13 protein-coding genes are annotated in these 16509 nt (G+C 72.7%); 6 read left to right on the top strand and 7 right to left on the bottom strand.

Annotated elements, in window-relative coordinates:
• Positions 1 to 79 precede the first annotated feature (79 nt).
• From K4B79_RS30540 to K4B79_RS30530, 3 genes are all read left to right on the top strand, one after another.
• Positions 80 to 2218 carry an alpha-galactosidase gene (locus tag K4B79_RS30540; protein WP_232030537.1) on the top strand — a complete coding sequence of 713 codons (2139 nt, stop codon included), beginning with the start codon at positions 80 to 82 and terminating at the stop codon, positions 2216 to 2218.
• A 128-nt stretch (positions 2219 to 2346) separates the two neighbouring features.
• Complete coding sequence (locus K4B79_RS30535; RefSeq protein WP_232030403.1) at positions 2347 to 3564, top strand: glycosyltransferase; 1218 nt, start codon at positions 2347 to 2349, stop codon at positions 3562 to 3564.
• Between the two features lie 80 nt (positions 3565 to 3644).
• Positions 3645 to 4829 (top strand): pyridoxal phosphate-dependent aminotransferase, encoded by a 1185-nt coding sequence (locus K4B79_RS30530; protein WP_232030401.1) that lies wholly within the window; start codon positions 3645 to 3647, stop codon positions 4827 to 4829.
• Positions 4830 to 4872: 43 nt separating this feature from the next.
• Here K4B79_RS30530 and K4B79_RS30525 read toward each other — a convergent pair whose 3' ends face one another.
• On the bottom strand, positions 4873 to 5469 hold the full coding sequence (locus K4B79_RS30525) for a TetR/AcrR family transcriptional regulator (protein ID WP_232030399.1): 597 nt from the start codon (positions 5467 to 5469) through the stop codon (positions 4873 to 4875).
• Positions 5470 to 5634: 165 nt separating this feature from the next.
• Between K4B79_RS30525 and K4B79_RS30520 the strand changes: the two genes are divergently transcribed.
• Positions 5635 to 6549 carry an NAD(P)-dependent oxidoreductase gene (locus tag K4B79_RS30520; protein WP_308280538.1) on the top strand — a complete coding sequence of 305 codons (915 nt, stop codon included), beginning with the start codon at positions 5635 to 5637 and terminating at the stop codon, positions 6547 to 6549.
• Complete coding sequence (locus K4B79_RS30515) at positions 6546 to 7325, top strand: enoyl-CoA hydratase/isomerase family protein (protein ID WP_232030396.1); 780 nt, start codon at positions 6546 to 6548, stop codon at positions 7323 to 7325. The genes K4B79_RS30520 and K4B79_RS30515 overlap by 4 nt, the downstream gene beginning before the upstream one ends.
• Positions 7326 to 7348: 23 nt before the next feature.
• On the opposite strand, the gene K4B79_RS30510 is transcribed toward K4B79_RS30515, so the two are convergent.
• The 6 genes from K4B79_RS30510 to K4B79_RS30485 form a co-directional block, all read right to left on the bottom strand.
• Positions 7349 to 8032, bottom strand: a complete 684-nt coding sequence (locus K4B79_RS30510) for a response regulator transcription factor (protein ID WP_232030394.1) — start codon at positions 8030 to 8032, stop codon at positions 7349 to 7351.
• On the bottom strand, positions 8029 to 9408 hold the full coding sequence (locus K4B79_RS30505; protein WP_232030392.1) for a sensor histidine kinase: 1380 nt from the start codon (positions 9406 to 9408) through the stop codon (positions 8029 to 8031). The genes K4B79_RS30510 and K4B79_RS30505 overlap by 4 nt, the downstream gene beginning before the upstream one ends.
• 91 nt (positions 9409 to 9499) lie before the next feature.
• Positions 9500 to 11722: an MMPL family transporter gene (locus K4B79_RS30500; protein ID WP_232030390.1), complete on the bottom strand. Its 2223-nt coding sequence runs from the start codon at positions 11720 to 11722 to the stop codon at positions 9500 to 9502.
• A gap of 130 nt (positions 11723 to 11852) precedes the next feature.
• On the bottom strand, positions 11853 to 12413 hold the full coding sequence (locus K4B79_RS30495; protein WP_232030388.1) for a cupin domain-containing protein: 561 nt from the start codon (positions 12411 to 12413) through the stop codon (positions 11853 to 11855).
• A complete protein-coding gene (locus tag K4B79_RS30490; protein ID WP_232030386.1) occupies positions 12406 to 13542 on the bottom strand; it encodes a phosphotransferase family protein in 1137 nt (378 codons plus the stop codon). Before K4B79_RS30490 ends, K4B79_RS30495 begins: the two co-directional genes overlap by 8 nt.
• Complete coding sequence (locus K4B79_RS30485; protein WP_232030384.1) at positions 13539 to 14543, bottom strand: C-terminal binding protein; 1005 nt, start codon at positions 14541 to 14543, stop codon at positions 13539 to 13541. The genes K4B79_RS30490 and K4B79_RS30485 overlap by 4 nt, the downstream gene beginning before the upstream one ends.
• A gap of 714 nt (positions 14544 to 15257) precedes the next feature.
• Between K4B79_RS30485 and K4B79_RS30480 the strand changes: the two genes are divergently transcribed.
• Positions 15258 to 16442 carry an MFS transporter gene (locus K4B79_RS30480; protein WP_232030535.1) on the top strand — a complete coding sequence of 395 codons (1185 nt, stop codon included), beginning with the start codon at positions 15258 to 15260 and terminating at the stop codon, positions 16440 to 16442.
• Positions 16443 to 16509: the final 67 nt, after the last annotated feature.

Raw genomic sequence — 16509 nt, 5'->3', positions numbered from 1 at the left:
CCAGGATTGTGACCGGTCACACTGAGGTAGTCAAGAGAACGTAACGAGGGATTCACGAGGGAGAAGCACCTTGACCGGTATGGCGGACGCGGCACTCAACGACACGTCGGGCACGTTCACTTGGGGGCACGCGGGTCTGGAGACCGAGTTCGCCGTCGCCGGGGATGGGACGTTGCGGTTGGTTCGGGTGGGTGGGTCGAGTGACGGGGTGGGTGGTTCGGGTGACCGGGTGGACCGCGAATCCGCCCTGCCCCTTGTCGAGTTGACCGCCCTCGGGCACGGCAGCGGCTGGTCCGGCCCGCGTTTCACCGGCACGGCTCTCGGCAACCGGCTCAGATACCGGGCCCACCGCGCCGGCCGCGAGGGTGACCAGGCGGGTGACCGGGAGTGGCTGACCGTCGAACTCCACGACGTCGGCACCGGGTTGACCGCGTTCGTGGAACTGACGTCCCCCGTCGGACTGCCGGTGCTGCGCTCCCGGGTGCGACTGCGCAACGAGGGCGCCGAGCCGCTGGTCGTGCAGTCCGTCAGCAGTCTGCTGCTCGGCGGCCTGCCCTCCCCCGACGCGCTCGACGTCCACCGGGCACGCAACGACTGGCTGGCGGAGTGCCGTTGGTACGCCGAGCCGCTGCGGGCCACCATCGCCGACATCAACGTCGGCGCCCACCAGCACGACAGCCGGGCCGCCCTCGCGCTGGCCGGGCGCGGCAGCTGGCCCACCGACGGCCATCTTCCGATGGGCGCGCTCACCGAGCGGGACGGGGGCCGCACCTGGCTGTGGCAGATCGAGTCCCCGGCCGGCTGGCGCTGGGACCTGGGCGAACACGCCGGCGGCACGCATCTGGCGCTGAACGGACCCACCGACGCCGAGCACCAGTGGCGGGTCCGGCTGGCGCCGGGCGAGGAGTTCACCACGGTGGCGGGGGTGCTGGCCCTGGGCTCCGGGTTCGACGACGCCCTGGCCGCCCTGACCTCGTACCGCCGTACGGCACGCCGTCCGCACCCGGACCACACCGCGCTGCCCGTCGTCTTCAACGACTACATGAACACCCTGATGGGTGACCCGACCACGGCCAAGCTGCTGCCGCTGATCGACGCGGCCGCCGAGGCCGGCGCGGAGTACTTCTGCATCGACTCCGGCTGGTACGACGACTCGGCGGACGGCGGCTGGTGGAACAGCGTGGGCGCCTGGCAGCCCTCGACCCGGCGCTTTCCCGACGGCGGCCTGCGGGCGGTCCTGGAGCGCATCAAGGAACGCGGCATGGTGCCCGGCCTGTGGCTGGAGCCGGAGGTCATCGGCGTACACAGCCCGCTGGTGGCGGAGCTGCCCCCGGACGCCTTCTTCCAGCGGGACGGGGTGCGCCTCGCCGAGCAGGGCCGCCACCAGCTCGACCTGCGGCATCCGGCCGCCCGCGCCCACCTCGACAAGACGGTGGACCGGATCGTCGGCGACTGGGGCGTGGGCTATCTCAAGCTCGACTACAACATCGTGGTCGATCCCGGCACCTGCGGTCCCGGGGACATCGCCCCGGGCGCCGGGCTGCTGGGCCACGCCCAGGCCTACCTGGACTGGCTGTCCGACGTCCTCGACCGGTACCCGGAGCTGGTGATCGAGAACTGCGCCTCGGGCGGCATGCGCATGGACGGCGCCTCCCTCGCCGTCTCCCAGCTCCAGTCCACCAGCGACCAGCAGGACTCGCTGCTCTATCCGGCGATCTCCGCCGCCGCCCCCACCGCCGTCCCGCCCGAGCAGGGTGCCGTCTGGGCCTACCCGCAGCCCGAGTTCGACGACGACCTGATCACCTTCACCCTCGGCGGGGCGCTGCTCGGCCGGGTCCACCTGTCCGGCCATCTCGACCGCATGTCCGAGCACCAACTCGGCCTGGTACGCGACGCGTTGACCGTGTACAAGGCGATCCGCCCGGACCTCCCGACCGCCGTCCCCTTCTGGCCGCTGGGCCTGCCCGGCTGGACGGACGAGTGGCTGGCCCTGGGGATGCGGGTGCCGGGTGACCTGGTGTCGTACATGCTGGTGTGGCGGCGGGGCGGGGCGGACGAACTCCGGCTTCCCGTACGGCATCTGGCGGGCCGTCAGGTCACGGCGGAGGTGCTGCACCCGTCCGCTCCGGGCGGCGGTACAGCGGTGTGGGACGGGGACGGACTGCGGGTGTCGCTGCCGGCTACGCCCGCTGTACTGCTCGTCCGCCTGAGGTCGTGACAGCGGTTGCACGGTCGCCTTGTCGTCCTTCCATCCATATATCAGCTGGGGGGTCTTGCCACAAGATCCCCCATCCCGGGCACACTCGCTCCTCGCGCGCCGGGCCCCCGGTGCCGGAGGGGAGCGAAATGCGTGTTCTTCTGTCGACGATCGGCTCGCGCGGCGAGGTCCAGCCGGTTGTCGCACTGGCCCGACAGCTGCGGGAACTGGGGCACGACGCCCTGGTGTGCGCGCCGCCGGACTTCCGGCAGTGGGCCGAGTCGCTGGGCGTGACGTACCTGCCCGTGGGCCCCGAACTACGCGGAACCGCCAAGCAGAGCGCCGGGACCGTCCTCACGCCCGAGCAGCGACGCCAGATGATCGAGGGCACGGTCGCCGCGCAGTTCGAGGCGGTCGGCGCGGCGGCGGAGGGCTGCGATGTCGTCGTGGCAGGCGGAGGGCTGGCCGTCGCCGCGCACTCGGTGGCCGAGCTGCGGGGCATCGGCTACGTCTACGCCGCGTTCGCCCCGGTCACCCTGCCGTCCGAGCACCACGCGCCGCCCGTCTTCGGCTCCCTCGGGCAGCAGCCGGGGGACGGGACGGCCGACAACCGGGCACTGTGGGCGCAGGACGCCGAACGCTGGAACGCCGGTTTCCGGGACGCGCTCAACGCGCGGCGGGCGACGGTGGGTCTGCCTCCGGTCGAGGACGTACGAGGCCACATCTTCACCGACGCCCCCTGGCTGGCCGCCGATCCGGTCCTGGCCCCGTGGCCGCGCACGTCCTCGACCGGACCGGCCGTCGTCCAGACCGGGGCCTGGCTGCTGCCGGACACCCGGCCGCTCTCCGGTGAGCTGGAGAGCTTCCTCGACGCCGGCGAGCCGCCCCTGTACTGCGGGTTCGGCAGCGGGCGCGCGCCGGAGGGCGTGACGAAGAGCGTGCTCGACGCGGCTCGCGCGCTGGGGCTGCGCCTGGTCCTCTCCAGCGGCTGGGCGGAGCTGTCCCTCGTGGACGACGCGCCGGACTGTCTACTGGTCGGCGAGGTGAACCAGCGGGAACTGTTCCGCAGGGTCGCCGCCGTGATCCACCACGGCGGCGCCGGCACGACCACCGCGGCCGCCCTGTCCGGGGTCCCGCAGGTGGTCGTCCCGCAGGGATTCGACCAGTTCTCCTTCGCCCACCGCGTCGACCACCTCGGTATCGGCCGCGCACACGCCCCCGGAACACCCACCGCCGACACCCTCCTCACCGCTCTCCGCCACGCCCTCGGCGCCGAGGTCGCCGAACGGGCCCGGACGGTCGCCGCGTCCATGCGCACCGACGGTGCTCTGGTCGCCGCCCGGCGACTGATCGCGCGAGGTGCGTAAGCTCGCCTCTGATCGCCGACCCAGGAAGACGACATGAAGCAACTCGCGCGCAGCGGCCCCGCACCGGTGGAGGTGGCGGTATGAGCACCGTACGGATCTCGCGACGTGCCCAGGCCGTCGCCCCCTTCTACGCCATGGAGTTCGGCAAGCACGCCGCCGCGCTGGAAGCCGAGGGGCACCACGTCGTCAGACTCAACCTGGGCGAGCCGGACTTCGGCGCGCCGCCCGCCGTGCGGGAGGCGATGCGGGAGGTCATGGACGGGCGGCCGATGGCCTACACCGCGGCGCTCGGACTGCCCGCGCTGCGGCAGGCGATCGCGGGGTTCTACGCGGATCAGCACGACGTCGAGGTCGACCCGAGCCGGGTCGTCGTGACGGCGGGGGCGTCGGCCGCGCTGGTGCTGGCCACCGCCGCACTGGTCGATCCCGGCGACGAGGTGCTGATCGCGGATCCGTCGTATCCCTGCAACCGGCAGATCGTCGAGAGCTTCGGCGCCCGGGTCGGTCTCGTGCCCACCACGGCCGCGACGCGGTTCCAGCTGGACACGGCGTCGGTGCGCGCGCACTGGACGGACGGCACCCGCGGCCTGATGATCGCCACCCCGTCGAACCCGACGGGCACCTCGGTACCGGCCGACGAGCTCGCGGCGCTGTGCGGGCTGGCCCGTGAGCGTGGTGCGTGGCGGATCGTCGACGAGATCTACCTCAACCTCGGCGACCACGACGAGCGGGGCAGGCCGCCGCGCAGCGCGCTGTCGTACGACCCGGACGCCGTCGTCATCAACAGTTTCTCGAAGTACTTCGGCATGACGGGCTGGCGGCTGGGCTGGTGCGTGGTCCCCGAGGTGCTGGTGCCGGCGATGGAACGGCTGGCGCAGAACTACTTCCTGTGCGCGTCCACTCCGGCCCAGCACGCCGCGCTGTCCTGCTTCACCGCCGAGTCGCTCGCGGTCTGCGAGTCCCGCCGGGTCGAGTTCGGCGAGCGGCGCGCGCTCGTCCTCGACGGCCTGGAGCGCATCGGCCTGCCGGTGCCCGTCCCGCCCGACGGCGCCTTCTACGTCTACTTCGACGTCAGCGGCACGGGGCTGAGCTCGTGGGAGTTCTGCGAGCGGGCGCTGCGGGAGGCCCACGTGGCCCTCACGCCGGGCCGGGACTTCGGTGTCGGCACCGCGGACAGCCACGTGCGGCTGTCGTACGCGGCCTCGGCCGGCGATCTCCGTGAGGGCATCGCGCGGCTCGGGAAGTTCCTGGACACGCTGGGGTAGGGCCGGGGCCGCGGTGGTCGGTCGTCCCTGGTCGTTGCGGTGGTCAGTCGTCCCTGGTCACCGCCGCGTCGAGGAGGGGACCGAGCTCCCGGGCCACGGTCGTCAGCGGCCCGACGTCCTGCTGGGCCCGGGCCAGCAGGATCGCCCCCTCCACCGCGCTGATCATGAGGGTGGCGAGCGCGCCGGCCCGCTCCTTCGGCACGCCCAGGTCCACCAGGGCCCGCGCCACCGGCTCGGTCCAGGTCGCGAAGGCGGCGGCCGCCGCCTCCCGGGTGGACGCGGTGGACTCGGCGCAGTCCACCGTGGCGGCCGCCACGGGGCAGCCCCTGGCGAAACCGGCGGTCTCGTACTCGTCGGTCCACTGCCGCACCATCTCCGCGAACAGCCCGCTGGGCGTCGGCTCGGGCAGCGCCGCGAGGAACCGGGCGACCCGCCGGCCCGCGTACCGGCCCGCCCAGTCCACCGCCTCGTTGACGAGCTGTTCCTTGCCGCCGGGAAAGTAGTGCTGGAGCGAACCGCGCGGCGCCCCGGCGTGGGCGGCCACCTCCCGCATCCCGGTGGCGGCGACCCCGTCGCGCCGGATGAGCTGCGCCGCGCTGAAGACCATCCGTTCGCGCGGGCCTCGTTCGGCCACCGTCATCTTCGACCACCACCTCGTGCCAGTTCCCGCGCCACCTCATGACCACCGTCATAGTTCCCGCACCAACCCTATGACCGCTGTCATAGTCCCGCACTACTATGACCGCTGTCATAGCCAGTGACCCGGGGGCGGCTCCGCTGCCCGGTCCAGAGAAGGCGGTGCGTCGTGTACGTCGGTTTCGTCGGCCTCGGGACCATGGGAGAGCCCATGGCCCTCAACCTCGCCCGCGCGGGGACACCCCTCGTCGTCTGGAACCGGACGCCCGCCAGGTGCGAGCCGCTGCGCGCCGCCGGAGCCGAGGTCGCCGCGAGCCCCGCCGAGGTCTTCGACCGGGCCGGCACCGTGTTCCTGATGCTGGCCGACGAGGCCGCCGTCGACGAGGTGGTCGGGCGCGGCACCCCGGACTTCGCCGCGCGCGTCGCCGGACGCACCGTGGTCCACATGGGCACGACCTCGGCCGAGTACTCGGGCGGCCTCCAGGACGACATCCGGGCGGCGGGCGGGAGGTATGTCGAGGCGCCGGTCTCCGGTTCCCGCCTCCCGGCCGAGCAGGGTGAGCTGGTCGGCATGCTGGCGGGCGACGCCGGCGCCGTGGCCGCCGTACGGCCTCTGCTGGCGCCCGTGTGCCGGGAACTGTTCGACTGCGGTGCGGTCCCGGGGGCGCTGCTGATGAAGTTCTCGGTGAACCTGTTCCTGATCACCCTGGCCACCGGGCTGGCCGAGGCCTTCCATTTCGCCGACCGGCACGGGCTCGACCAGGGCCTGCTGCGGGACGTCCTGGACGCGGGCCCGATGGCCAGTGCCGTCTCCCGTGCGAAGGCCCCCAAGCTGATGTCCCGCGACTTCGCGGTCCAGGCCGCGGCCGTGAACGTCCTGGAGAACAACCGGCTGATCGCCGAGGCCGCCCGAAAGGCCGGGCTGGCGTCCCCGCTTCTGGACGCCTGTCACACCCTGTTCCGGGAAACCGTGGCGCAGGGCCACGGCGACGAGGACATGGTGGCCGTACTGCACGCGCTGGAGGCCCGCACCGACGGCCGGCCGGGCACTGCCGTACCGAACGGAACGGAGCACCCGGGATGAGCTGGACCATCGAGCGACGTGGCCGTGTCGCCGTCGTGACCATGACGACCAACCCGGTCAACGCGCAGAACCGGGCCTTCTTCGCCGACCTGCACGACGCCTTCGACCGCCTCGAACGCGACCACGCCGACTCCCCCGTCGTCCTGACCGGCACCGGCTCCCGCTTCTCCGCCGGCCTCGACCTCGACGAGCACTTCCCGCTCTTCGCGCGCCACCCGGAGGCCCTCACCCCCTGGTTCCAGGAGTACCGGGCCACGAACATGCGGCTGTTCACCTATCCGCGCCCGACCGTCGCCGCGGTCAACGGACACGCCTTCGCGGGCGGGCTGATCACCGCCGCGGTCTGTGACCACCGGATCGCCGTCGCCGAGGGAGCCCGCTTCGGGCTGAACGAGGTGCCCATCGGCATCCCGATGCCCGCGGTCTACGTCCGGATGCTCACCCATGCCTGGGGCGCCCCCGTCGCCTCCCGCGCCTGCCTTCTGGGGGAGGTCTTCACCCCGGAGCAGGCGCACGCCCTGGGCATGGTGCACGAACTGGCACCGGCCGGCGACCTGCTGGACCGGGCCGTCGCGCTGGCCGGGCGGATCCCCGAGGACTGCGTCGAGCAGTACGCGTTCACCAAGCGCGCCCTTCAGGCCGGCGTCCTGCGGGACATCGCCGAGCTCGCCGATCCGCTGGACGAGGAGTTGTCGGCCGTCATGACGAGCGACCGGGCCCGCGGCGCCCACCGCCGCTCCTGGGAACAGCTCAAGGGGCGGCCCGCGGAGTGGTGAGCCCCTCAGGGCGCCCTCCTGTCTCAACCGCCGTTGTCCGGCCGGGGTTTGACCAGTCCGCTCTGGTAGGCGATGACGACGAGTTGGGCGCGGTCGCGGGCGTCGAGTTTGGTCATGGCGCGCTGGATGTGGCTGCGCACGGTCAGCGGGCTGAGGACGAGGTGCTCGGCGATCTCGGTGTTGGACCTGCCGTGCGCGGCCAGGGACATCACCTCGCGTTCCCGGTCGGTGAGCGCCTTGACGGCCTCGGGGACCGCGAGGAGGCCGTCGGTGTCCGGCGAGGCCAGGAAACGGGTGATCAGGGCGCGGGTGGCGCCGGGCGAGAGCAGGGCTTCGCCGACCGCGACGGTACGGATGCCCGACAGCAGGACCTCGGGGCTGACGCCCTTGCCGAGGAAGCCGCTCGCGCCGGCGCGCAGGGCCTTGGCGACGTTCTCGTCGTTCTCGAAGGTGGTGAGGACGAGGATGTGGGTGTCCGACAGATCCGGCCGGGCGCAGATGGCGGCGGTGGCCGCGACGCCGTCGAGGTTCGGCATCCGGATGTCCATGAGGACCACGTCGGGCCGGTGGGTCGCCGTGAGGTCGACCGCCTCCTGCCCGTCGGCGGCCTCCGCGATCACCGTCATGTCCTCGACCGAGTCGATGAGGATGCGGAAGGTGGCCCGCAGCAGGGCCTGGTCGTCGGCGAGCAGCACGCGGATGGTCATGTGGCGGGGCTTTCGTGGCTGGTGGCGGGATCTTTGTCGCCCGTGGCGTCGCTCGCGTCCGTGGCGAGAGTGTCGCGCGTGGCGGGGCTTGCGCCGCTCGTGGCGGGGCCTTCGTCCGTGCCGAGACAGTCACGCGTGGCGTGGCTTGCGCCGCTCGTGGCATGGCTCGCCTCGCTCATGGCGGGGGTTTCGTCGCTCGTGGCGGAGCCGGTGAGCGGGAGGCTGCAGGCGACATGGAAGCCGCCCTGCGGGCGGTGCCCCGCGTGGAAGGTGCCGCCCGCGGAGGCGGCACGCTCGCGCATGGTGAGCAGGCCGAAGCCGCTCCCGGGCCCTGGCGTCGTGCTCGGGCGTCCGGCGGCGGTGTCGTTGGTGACGGTCAGGGTCAGGTAGCGCGGGGTGTACGCGAGCCGGAGCCGCGCGGTGCGCGTGGCGGCGTGCTTGGTGACGTTGGTGAGGGCCTCCTGGATGATCCGGTAGGCCGTCAGGTCTAGGACGGGGGTGAGCGGGCGTCGCGGCCCCTCCACGGTGACGGTGACGTCCAGGCCGGCCGTCGCGCAGGAGTCGACCAGGTCGGCGAGCCGGTCCAGTCCCGGCGCGGGGGCCAGCTCGTCGGCGGAGTCGGTGTCCTCGCGCAGGAGCCCGACGGTGGCCTTGAGTTCGCGCAGGGCCGCGGCCGTGGTCTCCGGCAGCTTGTCGAGGATCCCGAGGGCCTGGTCGGGGTGGGTCCGCGCGAGGTGCTTCGCGGTGGCGGCCTGGGCGTCGGCCAGGGTCAGGTGGTGGGCGACGACGTCGTGCAGTTCGCGGGCGATGCGCATCCGTTCCTGGATCACCCGGTGCCGTGTCTCCTCCTCGCGTCGGCGGTCGGCGTGCTCGGCGCGGGCCACGGCGTACTCGCGGCGCACCCGGACGTAGCTGCCGAGGGCCGCGAACAGCAGGATCCATGCCGCCGGGTTGACGACGGCGAAGAGCACGGAGTCGAGGAAGGACGGCAGGAGCAGGCCGGTGGCCACCATGCAGCCGGTGACGGCCAGCGCGCTGTTCCAGGTGGCTCGGCGCGAGACGCGCACGCTCGCGGCGTACTGCGCGACCAGGAGCGGCCCCATCAGCAGGGGTGTCAGAAGGTAGCCGAGCGCCCCGGCCGCCATGGTGAACACGGTGACGACGGCGAGGACCTGCAAGGGGCGGCCGCGCCGCCAGAACAGCGCGGCGCAGGCGAGGGCCGACAGGGCGATGCCGGGCCACAGCTCCAGCGACCTGGGCGACAGCCCCCAGGTGAGCAGGACACCGCCGACGGAGAAGGCGAACAGCAGGAGCAGCGCCGCGGACTCGACGGCCTTCGCATGGGTCGCCGCCCGATGCCGCCAGCTGGTACTCATCACGCTCCGAGAGAGGTCCACGGGACTGACATGCTCACACATCGTGGGTCGCGGCGCCGTCGTGCGGGGCGCCGCGACCCATGACCCGCGCTCAGGTACGGGCCGGCACGGGCTCGCTCCCCACGGGTTCGGCAGCGGTCACCGGCGGCCTGGCGAGCCCGGTGCCCTCCACGTCGACGCGGGGCAGCAGCCGGTCGAGCCGGGCGGGCAGCCACCACGCCCTGTCGCCGAGCAGGGCCAGGACCGCGGGCACGAGCGCCATGCGGACGACGAAGGCGTCGAACAGCACCGCCACGGCGAGGCCGAAACCGATCGTCTTGATCATCGACTCGTCGGCCCCGACGAACCCGGAGAACACCGCGATCATGATCACGGCCGCGGCGACGACCACCCGCGCACTGTGCCGGAAGCCCGTGACGACCGCCTGGGGAGCGCGGTCCCCGTGGACGTACGCCTCCCGCATCCGGGCGACGAGGAACACCTCGTAGTCCATCGCCAGGCCGAAGACGATGCCCACCAGGAAGATCGGCATCAGGCTCATGATGGGGCCGGTCTGCTCCACGCCCAGCAGCTGTGCGCCCCAGCCCCACTGGAAGACGGCGACCACCGCGCCGAGGGCGGCCAGCACCGACAGCAGGAAGCCGAAGGCCGCCTTGACGGGGACCAGGATCGAGCGGAAGACCACCAGCAGCAGGATCAGCGCGAGGACGACGATGACGCTCAGGTAGGGCACGAGCGCGTCCTGGAGGGCCTGCGCGACGTCGATGTCCATGGCGGTGCTGCCGGTGACCTCGAAGGTGGCGCCGGTCTCCCGCTCGATGCCCGCGCGTTCGGCGCGGATGCTCTGCACAAGGTCCTTGGTGCGCTCGTCGTTCGGGCCGGTGGCCGGGACCGCCGAGAAGAGCGCGGTGTCACCGGCCGGGTTGAAGCGTGCGGGCGAGACGGACACGACCCCCGGGGTCGCGCCGATCCGCCGGGCGATCTCGGCCGCGGCCGCCTCGGATCCGGTCGCCTCGGATCCGGTCGCCCCCTTGGCGTCGACCACGATCGTCAGCGGTCCGTTGAACCCGGCGCCGAAGCCGTCCGCGAGCGCGTCGTAGGCCCGCCGTTCCGTCGAGGAGACGGGCTTGGACTCGGCCCCCGGCATGCCCATCTCCAGCTGGGCGGCGGGCAGGGCGAGCGTCCCCAGGCCCGCGACGCACGCCACCAGGACGGTCACCGGGCGGCGCAGCACGAACCGCGCCCACCGGGTACCGCCGTTGGCGCGCGACACGTCCGCGGCACCGCCCTTGCGGGTACGGCGGGACAGGACGGCCTCGGGCCACATCCCGAGCAGGGCGGGGACCAGGGTCAGGGCGATCAGGACGGCGACGACCACCGCGCCCGCGGCGCACAGCCCCATCTTGGTCAGCATCGGCACGCCGACCACCGTCAGTCCGGCGAGCGCGATGACGACCGTCAGGCCGGCGAAGACCACCGCGGAGCCGGCCGTGCCGACGGCGAGTCCGGCCGCCTCGTGGGCGGGGTGGCCGTTCGCGCGCTCCTCCCGGTAGCGGGAGACCACGAACAGGGCGTAGTCGATGCCGACGGCGAGGCCGAGCATCGTGGCGAGCGTCCCGGTGGTCAGGGACAGGCCGAAGACGCTGCCCAGGGCCAGGATGGCGGCCGTGCTGATCCCGATGCCGACGACGGCGGTGAGCAGGGGCAGTCCGGCGGCCGCGAGGGACCCGAAGGTGATGAGCAGGACCACGGCGGCCAGGGCGATGCCGATGACCTCCGACGAGCCGCCCGCGGCGGGCTGTTCGGCGAGCGCGTTGCCGCCGACCTCGACGGTCAGCCCGGAGTCGCGGGCGGTGTCGATCGCCTTCTCCAGGGCGGCCTTGTCGGCGTCGGTGAGATCGCCGGCCTTCACCTCGAAGTCGACCGTGGCGTAGGCGGTGGAGCCGTCCTTGCTCACCGCCCGGGCGGTGAACGGGCTGACGACATCGGCGACTCGGGGTTCGTCGGCGGCCTCCGCCACGAAGGTGTCGATGGCGGCGCGGTGGCCGGCCGCGGTCACCTTCTGGCCGTCGGGGGCGACGAACACGATCCGCGCGTTGGCGCCGTTCGCGTCCGAACCGGGGAAGCGCTCGCCGATCAGGTCGGACGCCTTCTGCGCCTCGATGCCGGGCATGAAGGATGTGCCGTCGTCCGAGGCGGCGGGGGCCTGGGCCGCGCCGGCGCCGACGGCGCCGAGCACCACCGCCCACAACAGCACCACGAGCCAACGCCGTTGGAAGGCGGCACGGCCCATCCGATAGAGCAAGGTAGCCACGGGAAAGGGATCTCCAGATCAGTGTCGGGGTAGGTCCCCAGCCTGACCGGAGGGAGGGTGCCGGGACATCGTGCCCGTGCTCGCATTGCCGCCTGGTGCCGTCGCACCAGCCGTCCCGGCCTTCTCCTCCTCAGGGATGAGTGCTCGGTACCGCCGAGGGGGCATCCCCGCGCTCCGCACCGACGAGGACGAAGGCCATGGTCACCGGCCGGTCGCTGTGGTTGCGCCAGGCGTGCCGGGTGCCGTTCTGGATCACGATGTCCCCCGCCGAGAGCGGGGTGCGACGGCCGTCGTCGAGTTCGAGGACGATCTCGCCCTGGAGCACGATGCCGTAGTCCACGGTCGGGGTGGTGTGCATGCCGTCGGGTTCGATGAGTTCGGCGAGGCCGGGTGAGTCGGCCCGCTGTTCCCGGTCGAAGGCGACGGGGTCGAACGCCGGGTCGGCCAGCGCGGAGTCCGGCGGGAAGGTCAGGACCACGAACCGGGTGCCGCCGGGGGCCGGGAGCAGACTGGTGACCTTCGGCGTGGGGTCCTCCCCCGTCGCGCTGACGGGTTCGCCGGGTTCGGTGGCCCACGGCAGGCGGGACACCCAGCCCGGCAGGCTGGTGAACTCACGGCTGCGCGGGATCGGGCCGTCACTGACGACGGTCGACCTGCCGTGCTCGTCATGGCCGGTGACGACTCTACGCATCTGTCTCTCCTCGGTCGGGTCCGTCGGGCCCATGGGACCTGTGGGACCCGTCGGCGCCGGCGAACAGGTCGGGCCATTCCTCGGCGGACCCGGCCGGGTCCGGCAGTGCGGCCTCCCAGGCGTCCACGACATCCGCCGTCGTGGGGGCGGGCGCCCGGAGCAGGGCCGCCGCCACCGTGCGGACGAACGACCGGTGCCGGTCGTCGGTGAGGTACTCCACCGGGGACTTGCCGTCCACACGGGCGAGGAGCAGCGCCGGCAGCAGGGTCGCGGCCCGCTCCTCCAGGGCGCCCGGGGGCTCCCAGTCGACGCGCCGGAGGTACGCCTCGGCCAACGCCCGGGCGGACCGCAGGAGTTCGGCGCGGCGGCCGGGCACGACCAGGGTCTTGAGGAGCAGATGGTTGACGCAGAAGGCGAGGTCGAAGGCCGGGTCCCCGTACCAGGCGCACTCGGCGTCCAGCAGTACCGGCGCCACCGGACCGACGAGGATGTTCTTGGGGCTGACGTCGCCGTGCACCAGGGCCCGACGGGTCGCGGCCGTGCGGTCGGCGAGGCCCTGGAGGACGGGCGCCAGACCGGGGTGCGCGGCGGCCGTCGCCAGCAGGTACGGCTCGATGCGCAGCGCGTGGAAGGTGTCGTCGGTGGCGAACTCCTCGGCGAGGGCGGCATCGCCCGCGCTCGCCGCGTGCACGTGTCCCAGCAGTTCACCGACGGCCGCGGCGGTCGCCACCCGCACCTCGCCGCCCAGGAGCTGCGCCTTCCACATCGGGTACCGCTCGGGGCGCAGGTACGCCATGGCGAAGAGGCCGGCCGCGGGGTCGTGGGCCAACAGCTGCGGCACGCTGTCGGGGCGGTGCCGGGACGCGAAGCGCATCCACGCCCATTCGGAGGCGTTGCGTGACACCGGTGCCTGCCAGTCGGCCGCGACCTTCAGTTTGGCCAGGGCGCGTTTGACGCAGAGGGAGCGCCCTGGCAGGTGCACCCGCCACAGGTCGGACGAGACACCGCCGGCCAGCGGCGTCCAGTGCGCGGGCTCACCGGGCTCGGCGAGGCTGTGGGCGATCAGGAAGTCCGTCAGCGCCGTGTCGGGCACCGCGCCCGGGCCCACCTGCGCGGAGGGCGAGCTCATCGCTGCTCACCCGGCCCGGCGGACAGGCCGCGGGGGCTGTTGCAGGGGTGGGCCGGGGCCTCGTCCGCCAGGATCCGGACGACTTCCTCGGCGGCTCGCCGGCGCAGTTCCGTGACCGACGCGTCGGAGGAGAAGGCGACGTGCGGGGTGAGGAGCGCGCCGGGCTGGTCCAGCAGTGCGGCGGGGACGTGCGGTTCGCTCTCCAGTACGTCGAGGGCGGTGCCGTCGAGCTGCCCGCTGTCCAGCGCCTTGACGACCGCGTCGGTGTCGACCAGGCCGCCCCGGCTGACGTTGACCAGCAGGCCGCCCGGCCGCATCAGGGCCAGTTGTCCGGCGCCGATGATGTGGTGCGTGCCGGGGGTGAGCGGCACATGGAGGATCACCACGTCGCTGCGGCGCAGCAGTTCCTCCAGGCCGGCCATCTCCACGCCGGGGGCGTCCTTCGGCGGGTGCGGGTCGTGGGCCAGGATCCGGCAGCCGAACCCGCCGAGCTTGCGGGCCGTGGCCCGTCCGATCCGCCCGAAACCGACGATGCCGCAGGTCAGGGTCGACAGCCGGCGCAGCCGGGCGCCCGCGGGATTCCAGTGGCCCGCGCGGACCTCCCGGTCGAACACGGCCAGGCCCCGGGTCCAGGCCAGCACCATGCCGACGGCGTGGTCGGAGACCTCGTCGACGCAGTAGTCCGGCACGTTGGTCACCCAGACGCCGCGCTCCGTGGCGGTGTCCACCGCGATGTTGTCGAGGCCGACCCCGAGCCTGGCCACGATCCGCAGCTCCGGCGCGGCGCCGACGGCGGTGGCGGACACGGGGGCCCAGCAGGTGAGGATCCCGGCGGGCCGGTGCTCCGCGACCAGCCCCTCGATCGCCTCGGCGGAGGCGGGCTCGGCGGGGCCGGTCACCAGGGTGTGGCCCGCCGCCTCGATCACGGAGCGCTCGACGGAGTCGTCGGGCCAGGCGTAGTCGGTGAGCAGCACGGTGCCGGGGCGGCTCGGTGGTGTCATGGCAGGTCGTCCTCGCATGAATCGTGCGGCCGCGGCGGCCGGCGGGGCTCTCGCCCGGTCGTAACCGCTCGGCCGGTTCGCCATGGGCGGGTGGGGAGGGTCGTCGGGGGTGGGTGGGCTGCCGGCGCTCGCCGACTTGTGGTCGGCTCGGACGCCGCGGTACGCCCCTTGGACGGGTCACGAAATGTCGGGGCACGTCGAATCACTCTGTCACAGCCACGTGATGCTAACGATAGCATCAGCGGTCTTCAACCCGTCAAGAGTGCGGTGTCCAGGCCTTTCGCCGACCCCCGGCCGAAGAAATCCGCTGCGCACATCTTGACGCGCCGGTCTCTGCCCCTCATGGTTTCTGCCAACGCCGACCGTGTGGCCCGAGAAAGAGCTCCACGAGGCCCGGCTGTCGAAGACGCCATAGCCACGGACGTCCCCGACGGGCGATATACGGCTGAATTCCATGTGCGGCTTCCGACCGCGCGACGGCCTGTCGCCCTTTTCCCGCCAGTCGGCGGTCCGCACTCGCCGCCGACTCCGTCAAGTCCGTGTTCTGCTCACCGCCTTCAGCCGTACGCCCTCGTACCGGCGGGGCATCCGCCGCGGCCTGCCGTGGCCCATTCCTCCTCAGGAGCCGCAATGACTCACGCTGCGCAAGTCGACACCGGCCCCGTGCCCGTCGGCGACGCAAAGGAAAGCAGCCGTCCGCCCATTTCCCGGACCATGATCGGCGTGGGCTTTCTGCTGATCGTCCTGTCCTACATGGTCAACGCGATGGACCGCCAGGTCTTCCCGCCGCTGCTGCCCGCCATCCGCCAGGAGTACGGCTTCTCCCTGGAGCAGGGCGGGCTGCTGGCGACGAACTTCACCCTCGGCATGGCCCTGGCCGGCCTGCCCGCCGGCTACCTGCTGGACCGTTTCCGACGCAAGACCGTCCTGCTGGTCAGCATCGTGATCTACTCCCTGGGCACGATGGCCACACCGCTGGCGACCGGCTTCGCCGACATGACCCTGTACCGGGTCGTGTCGGGCTTCGGCGAGGGCATGCAGTCCGCCGCCATCTTCGCGGCGATGGGCGCCTTCTTCGCCCACCGGCGCGGCCTCGCCTTCGGCGCCATCGGCATGGGCTACTCGGTCGGTGTGTTCATCGCCCCGCTGATCGGCGTCGAGCTCATGCGCATGCACGGCACCTGGCACTCGCCCTTCTACCTCTTCGGCACGGCCGGCCTGCTGATCGCCGCCGCCTCCCTCTTCCTCGTGAAGGCCTCCCTGACCGAGCACTCCGTCGAGAAAGCCCGCTCGACCAGGACGTACGACCACATGCCGGCCTCCGCCTACAACCGCAACACCATCGCGCTGGCCGTCCACTCGGTGGTCAGCGGGGTGGCCATCTACGGGTTCCTCGGCCTCTACCCGACGTACCTCATCACCTCGCTGCACTACTCCACCCAGCAGGCCGCGCTGGCCATGAGCCTCCTCGGCTTCGGCGGCATGACGGCCCTGTTCGGCGGCTGGCTCGGCGACCGCGTCAACCAGCGCAACCTGCTGATCCTGAGCCTGCTGGCCGTCTCCGCCATCAGTGTGTGCATCTACGAGACACAGGCCGGGGTCGGCGTGCAGTGCGTGTTCGCCTTCCTCATGGGCGCCTTCGGCCTGGGCTTCATCTATCCCAACACCAACAGCGTGATGCAGCGGGCCGTCCGCCCGTCGCAGATCGGACGCGCCTCCGGTCTCTTCGTCACCAGCTACTACGGCCCCGCGGCGTTCTCGGGGCTGCTCTTCGCCGCCCTGGTGGACTCCTTCGGCTGGGACCGGGCCGGGCTCCTCCAGGTCACGCTGCTGCCGCTGGCCGGTGCCGTCGCCCTGCTGTTCGTCCGCCCCGGACGGTTCAACAACGCGGTCCGCTAGCGGGCCCCACCGGCACACCGAAGGGGGCCTGCCCACCGCTCGGCGGTGGGCAGGCCCCCTTTCACGC

It is taken from the genome of Streptomyces lincolnensis (assembly GCF_021173675.1).
In the GTDB taxonomy this organism is placed as follows: Bacteria; Actinomycetota; Actinomycetes; order Streptomycetales; family Streptomycetaceae; genus Streptomyces; species Streptomyces lincolnensis_B.
This window is presented reverse-complemented; position numbering and strand designations above follow the sequence as displayed.

Bases quoted from the DNA above. Each gene is read 5' to 3' on its own strand.
- K4B79_RS30525 (WP_232030399.1), bottom strand. From the start codon at position 5,469: ATGACGGTGGCCGAACGAGGCCCGCGCGAACGGATGGTCTTCAGCGCG.
- K4B79_RS30510 (WP_232030394.1), bottom strand. From the start codon at position 8,032: ATGACCATCCGCGTGCTGCTCGCCGACGACCAGGCCCTGCTGCGGGCC.
- K4B79_RS30485 (WP_232030384.1), bottom strand. From the start codon at position 14,543: ATGACACCACCGAGCCGCCCCGGCACCGTGCTGCTCACCGACTACGCC.
- K4B79_RS30490 (WP_232030386.1), bottom strand. From the start codon at position 13,542: ATGAGCTCGCCCTCCGCGCAGGTGGGCCCGGGCGCGGTGCCCGACACG.
- K4B79_RS30495 (WP_232030388.1), bottom strand. From the start codon at position 12,413: ATGCGTAGAGTCGTCACCGGCCATGACGAGCACGGCAGGTCGACCGTC.
- K4B79_RS30535 (WP_232030403.1), top strand. From the start codon at position 2,347: ATGCGTGTTCTTCTGTCGACGATCGGCTCGCGCGGCGAGGTCCAGCCG.
- K4B79_RS30505 (WP_232030392.1), bottom strand. From the start codon at position 9,408: ATGAGTACCAGCTGGCGGCATCGGGCGGCGACCCATGCGAAGGCCGTC.
- K4B79_RS30515 (WP_232030396.1), top strand. From the start codon at position 6,546: ATGAGCTGGACCATCGAGCGACGTGGCCGTGTCGCCGTCGTGACCATG.
- K4B79_RS30480 (WP_232030535.1), top strand. From the start codon at position 15,258: ATGATCGGCGTGGGCTTTCTGCTGATCGTCCTGTCCTACATGGTCAAC.
- K4B79_RS30540 (WP_232030537.1), top strand. From the start codon at position 80: ATGGCGGACGCGGCACTCAACGACACGTCGGGCACGTTCACTTGGGGG.
- K4B79_RS30530 (WP_232030401.1), top strand. From the start codon at position 3,645: ATGAGCACCGTACGGATCTCGCGACGTGCCCAGGCCGTCGCCCCCTTC.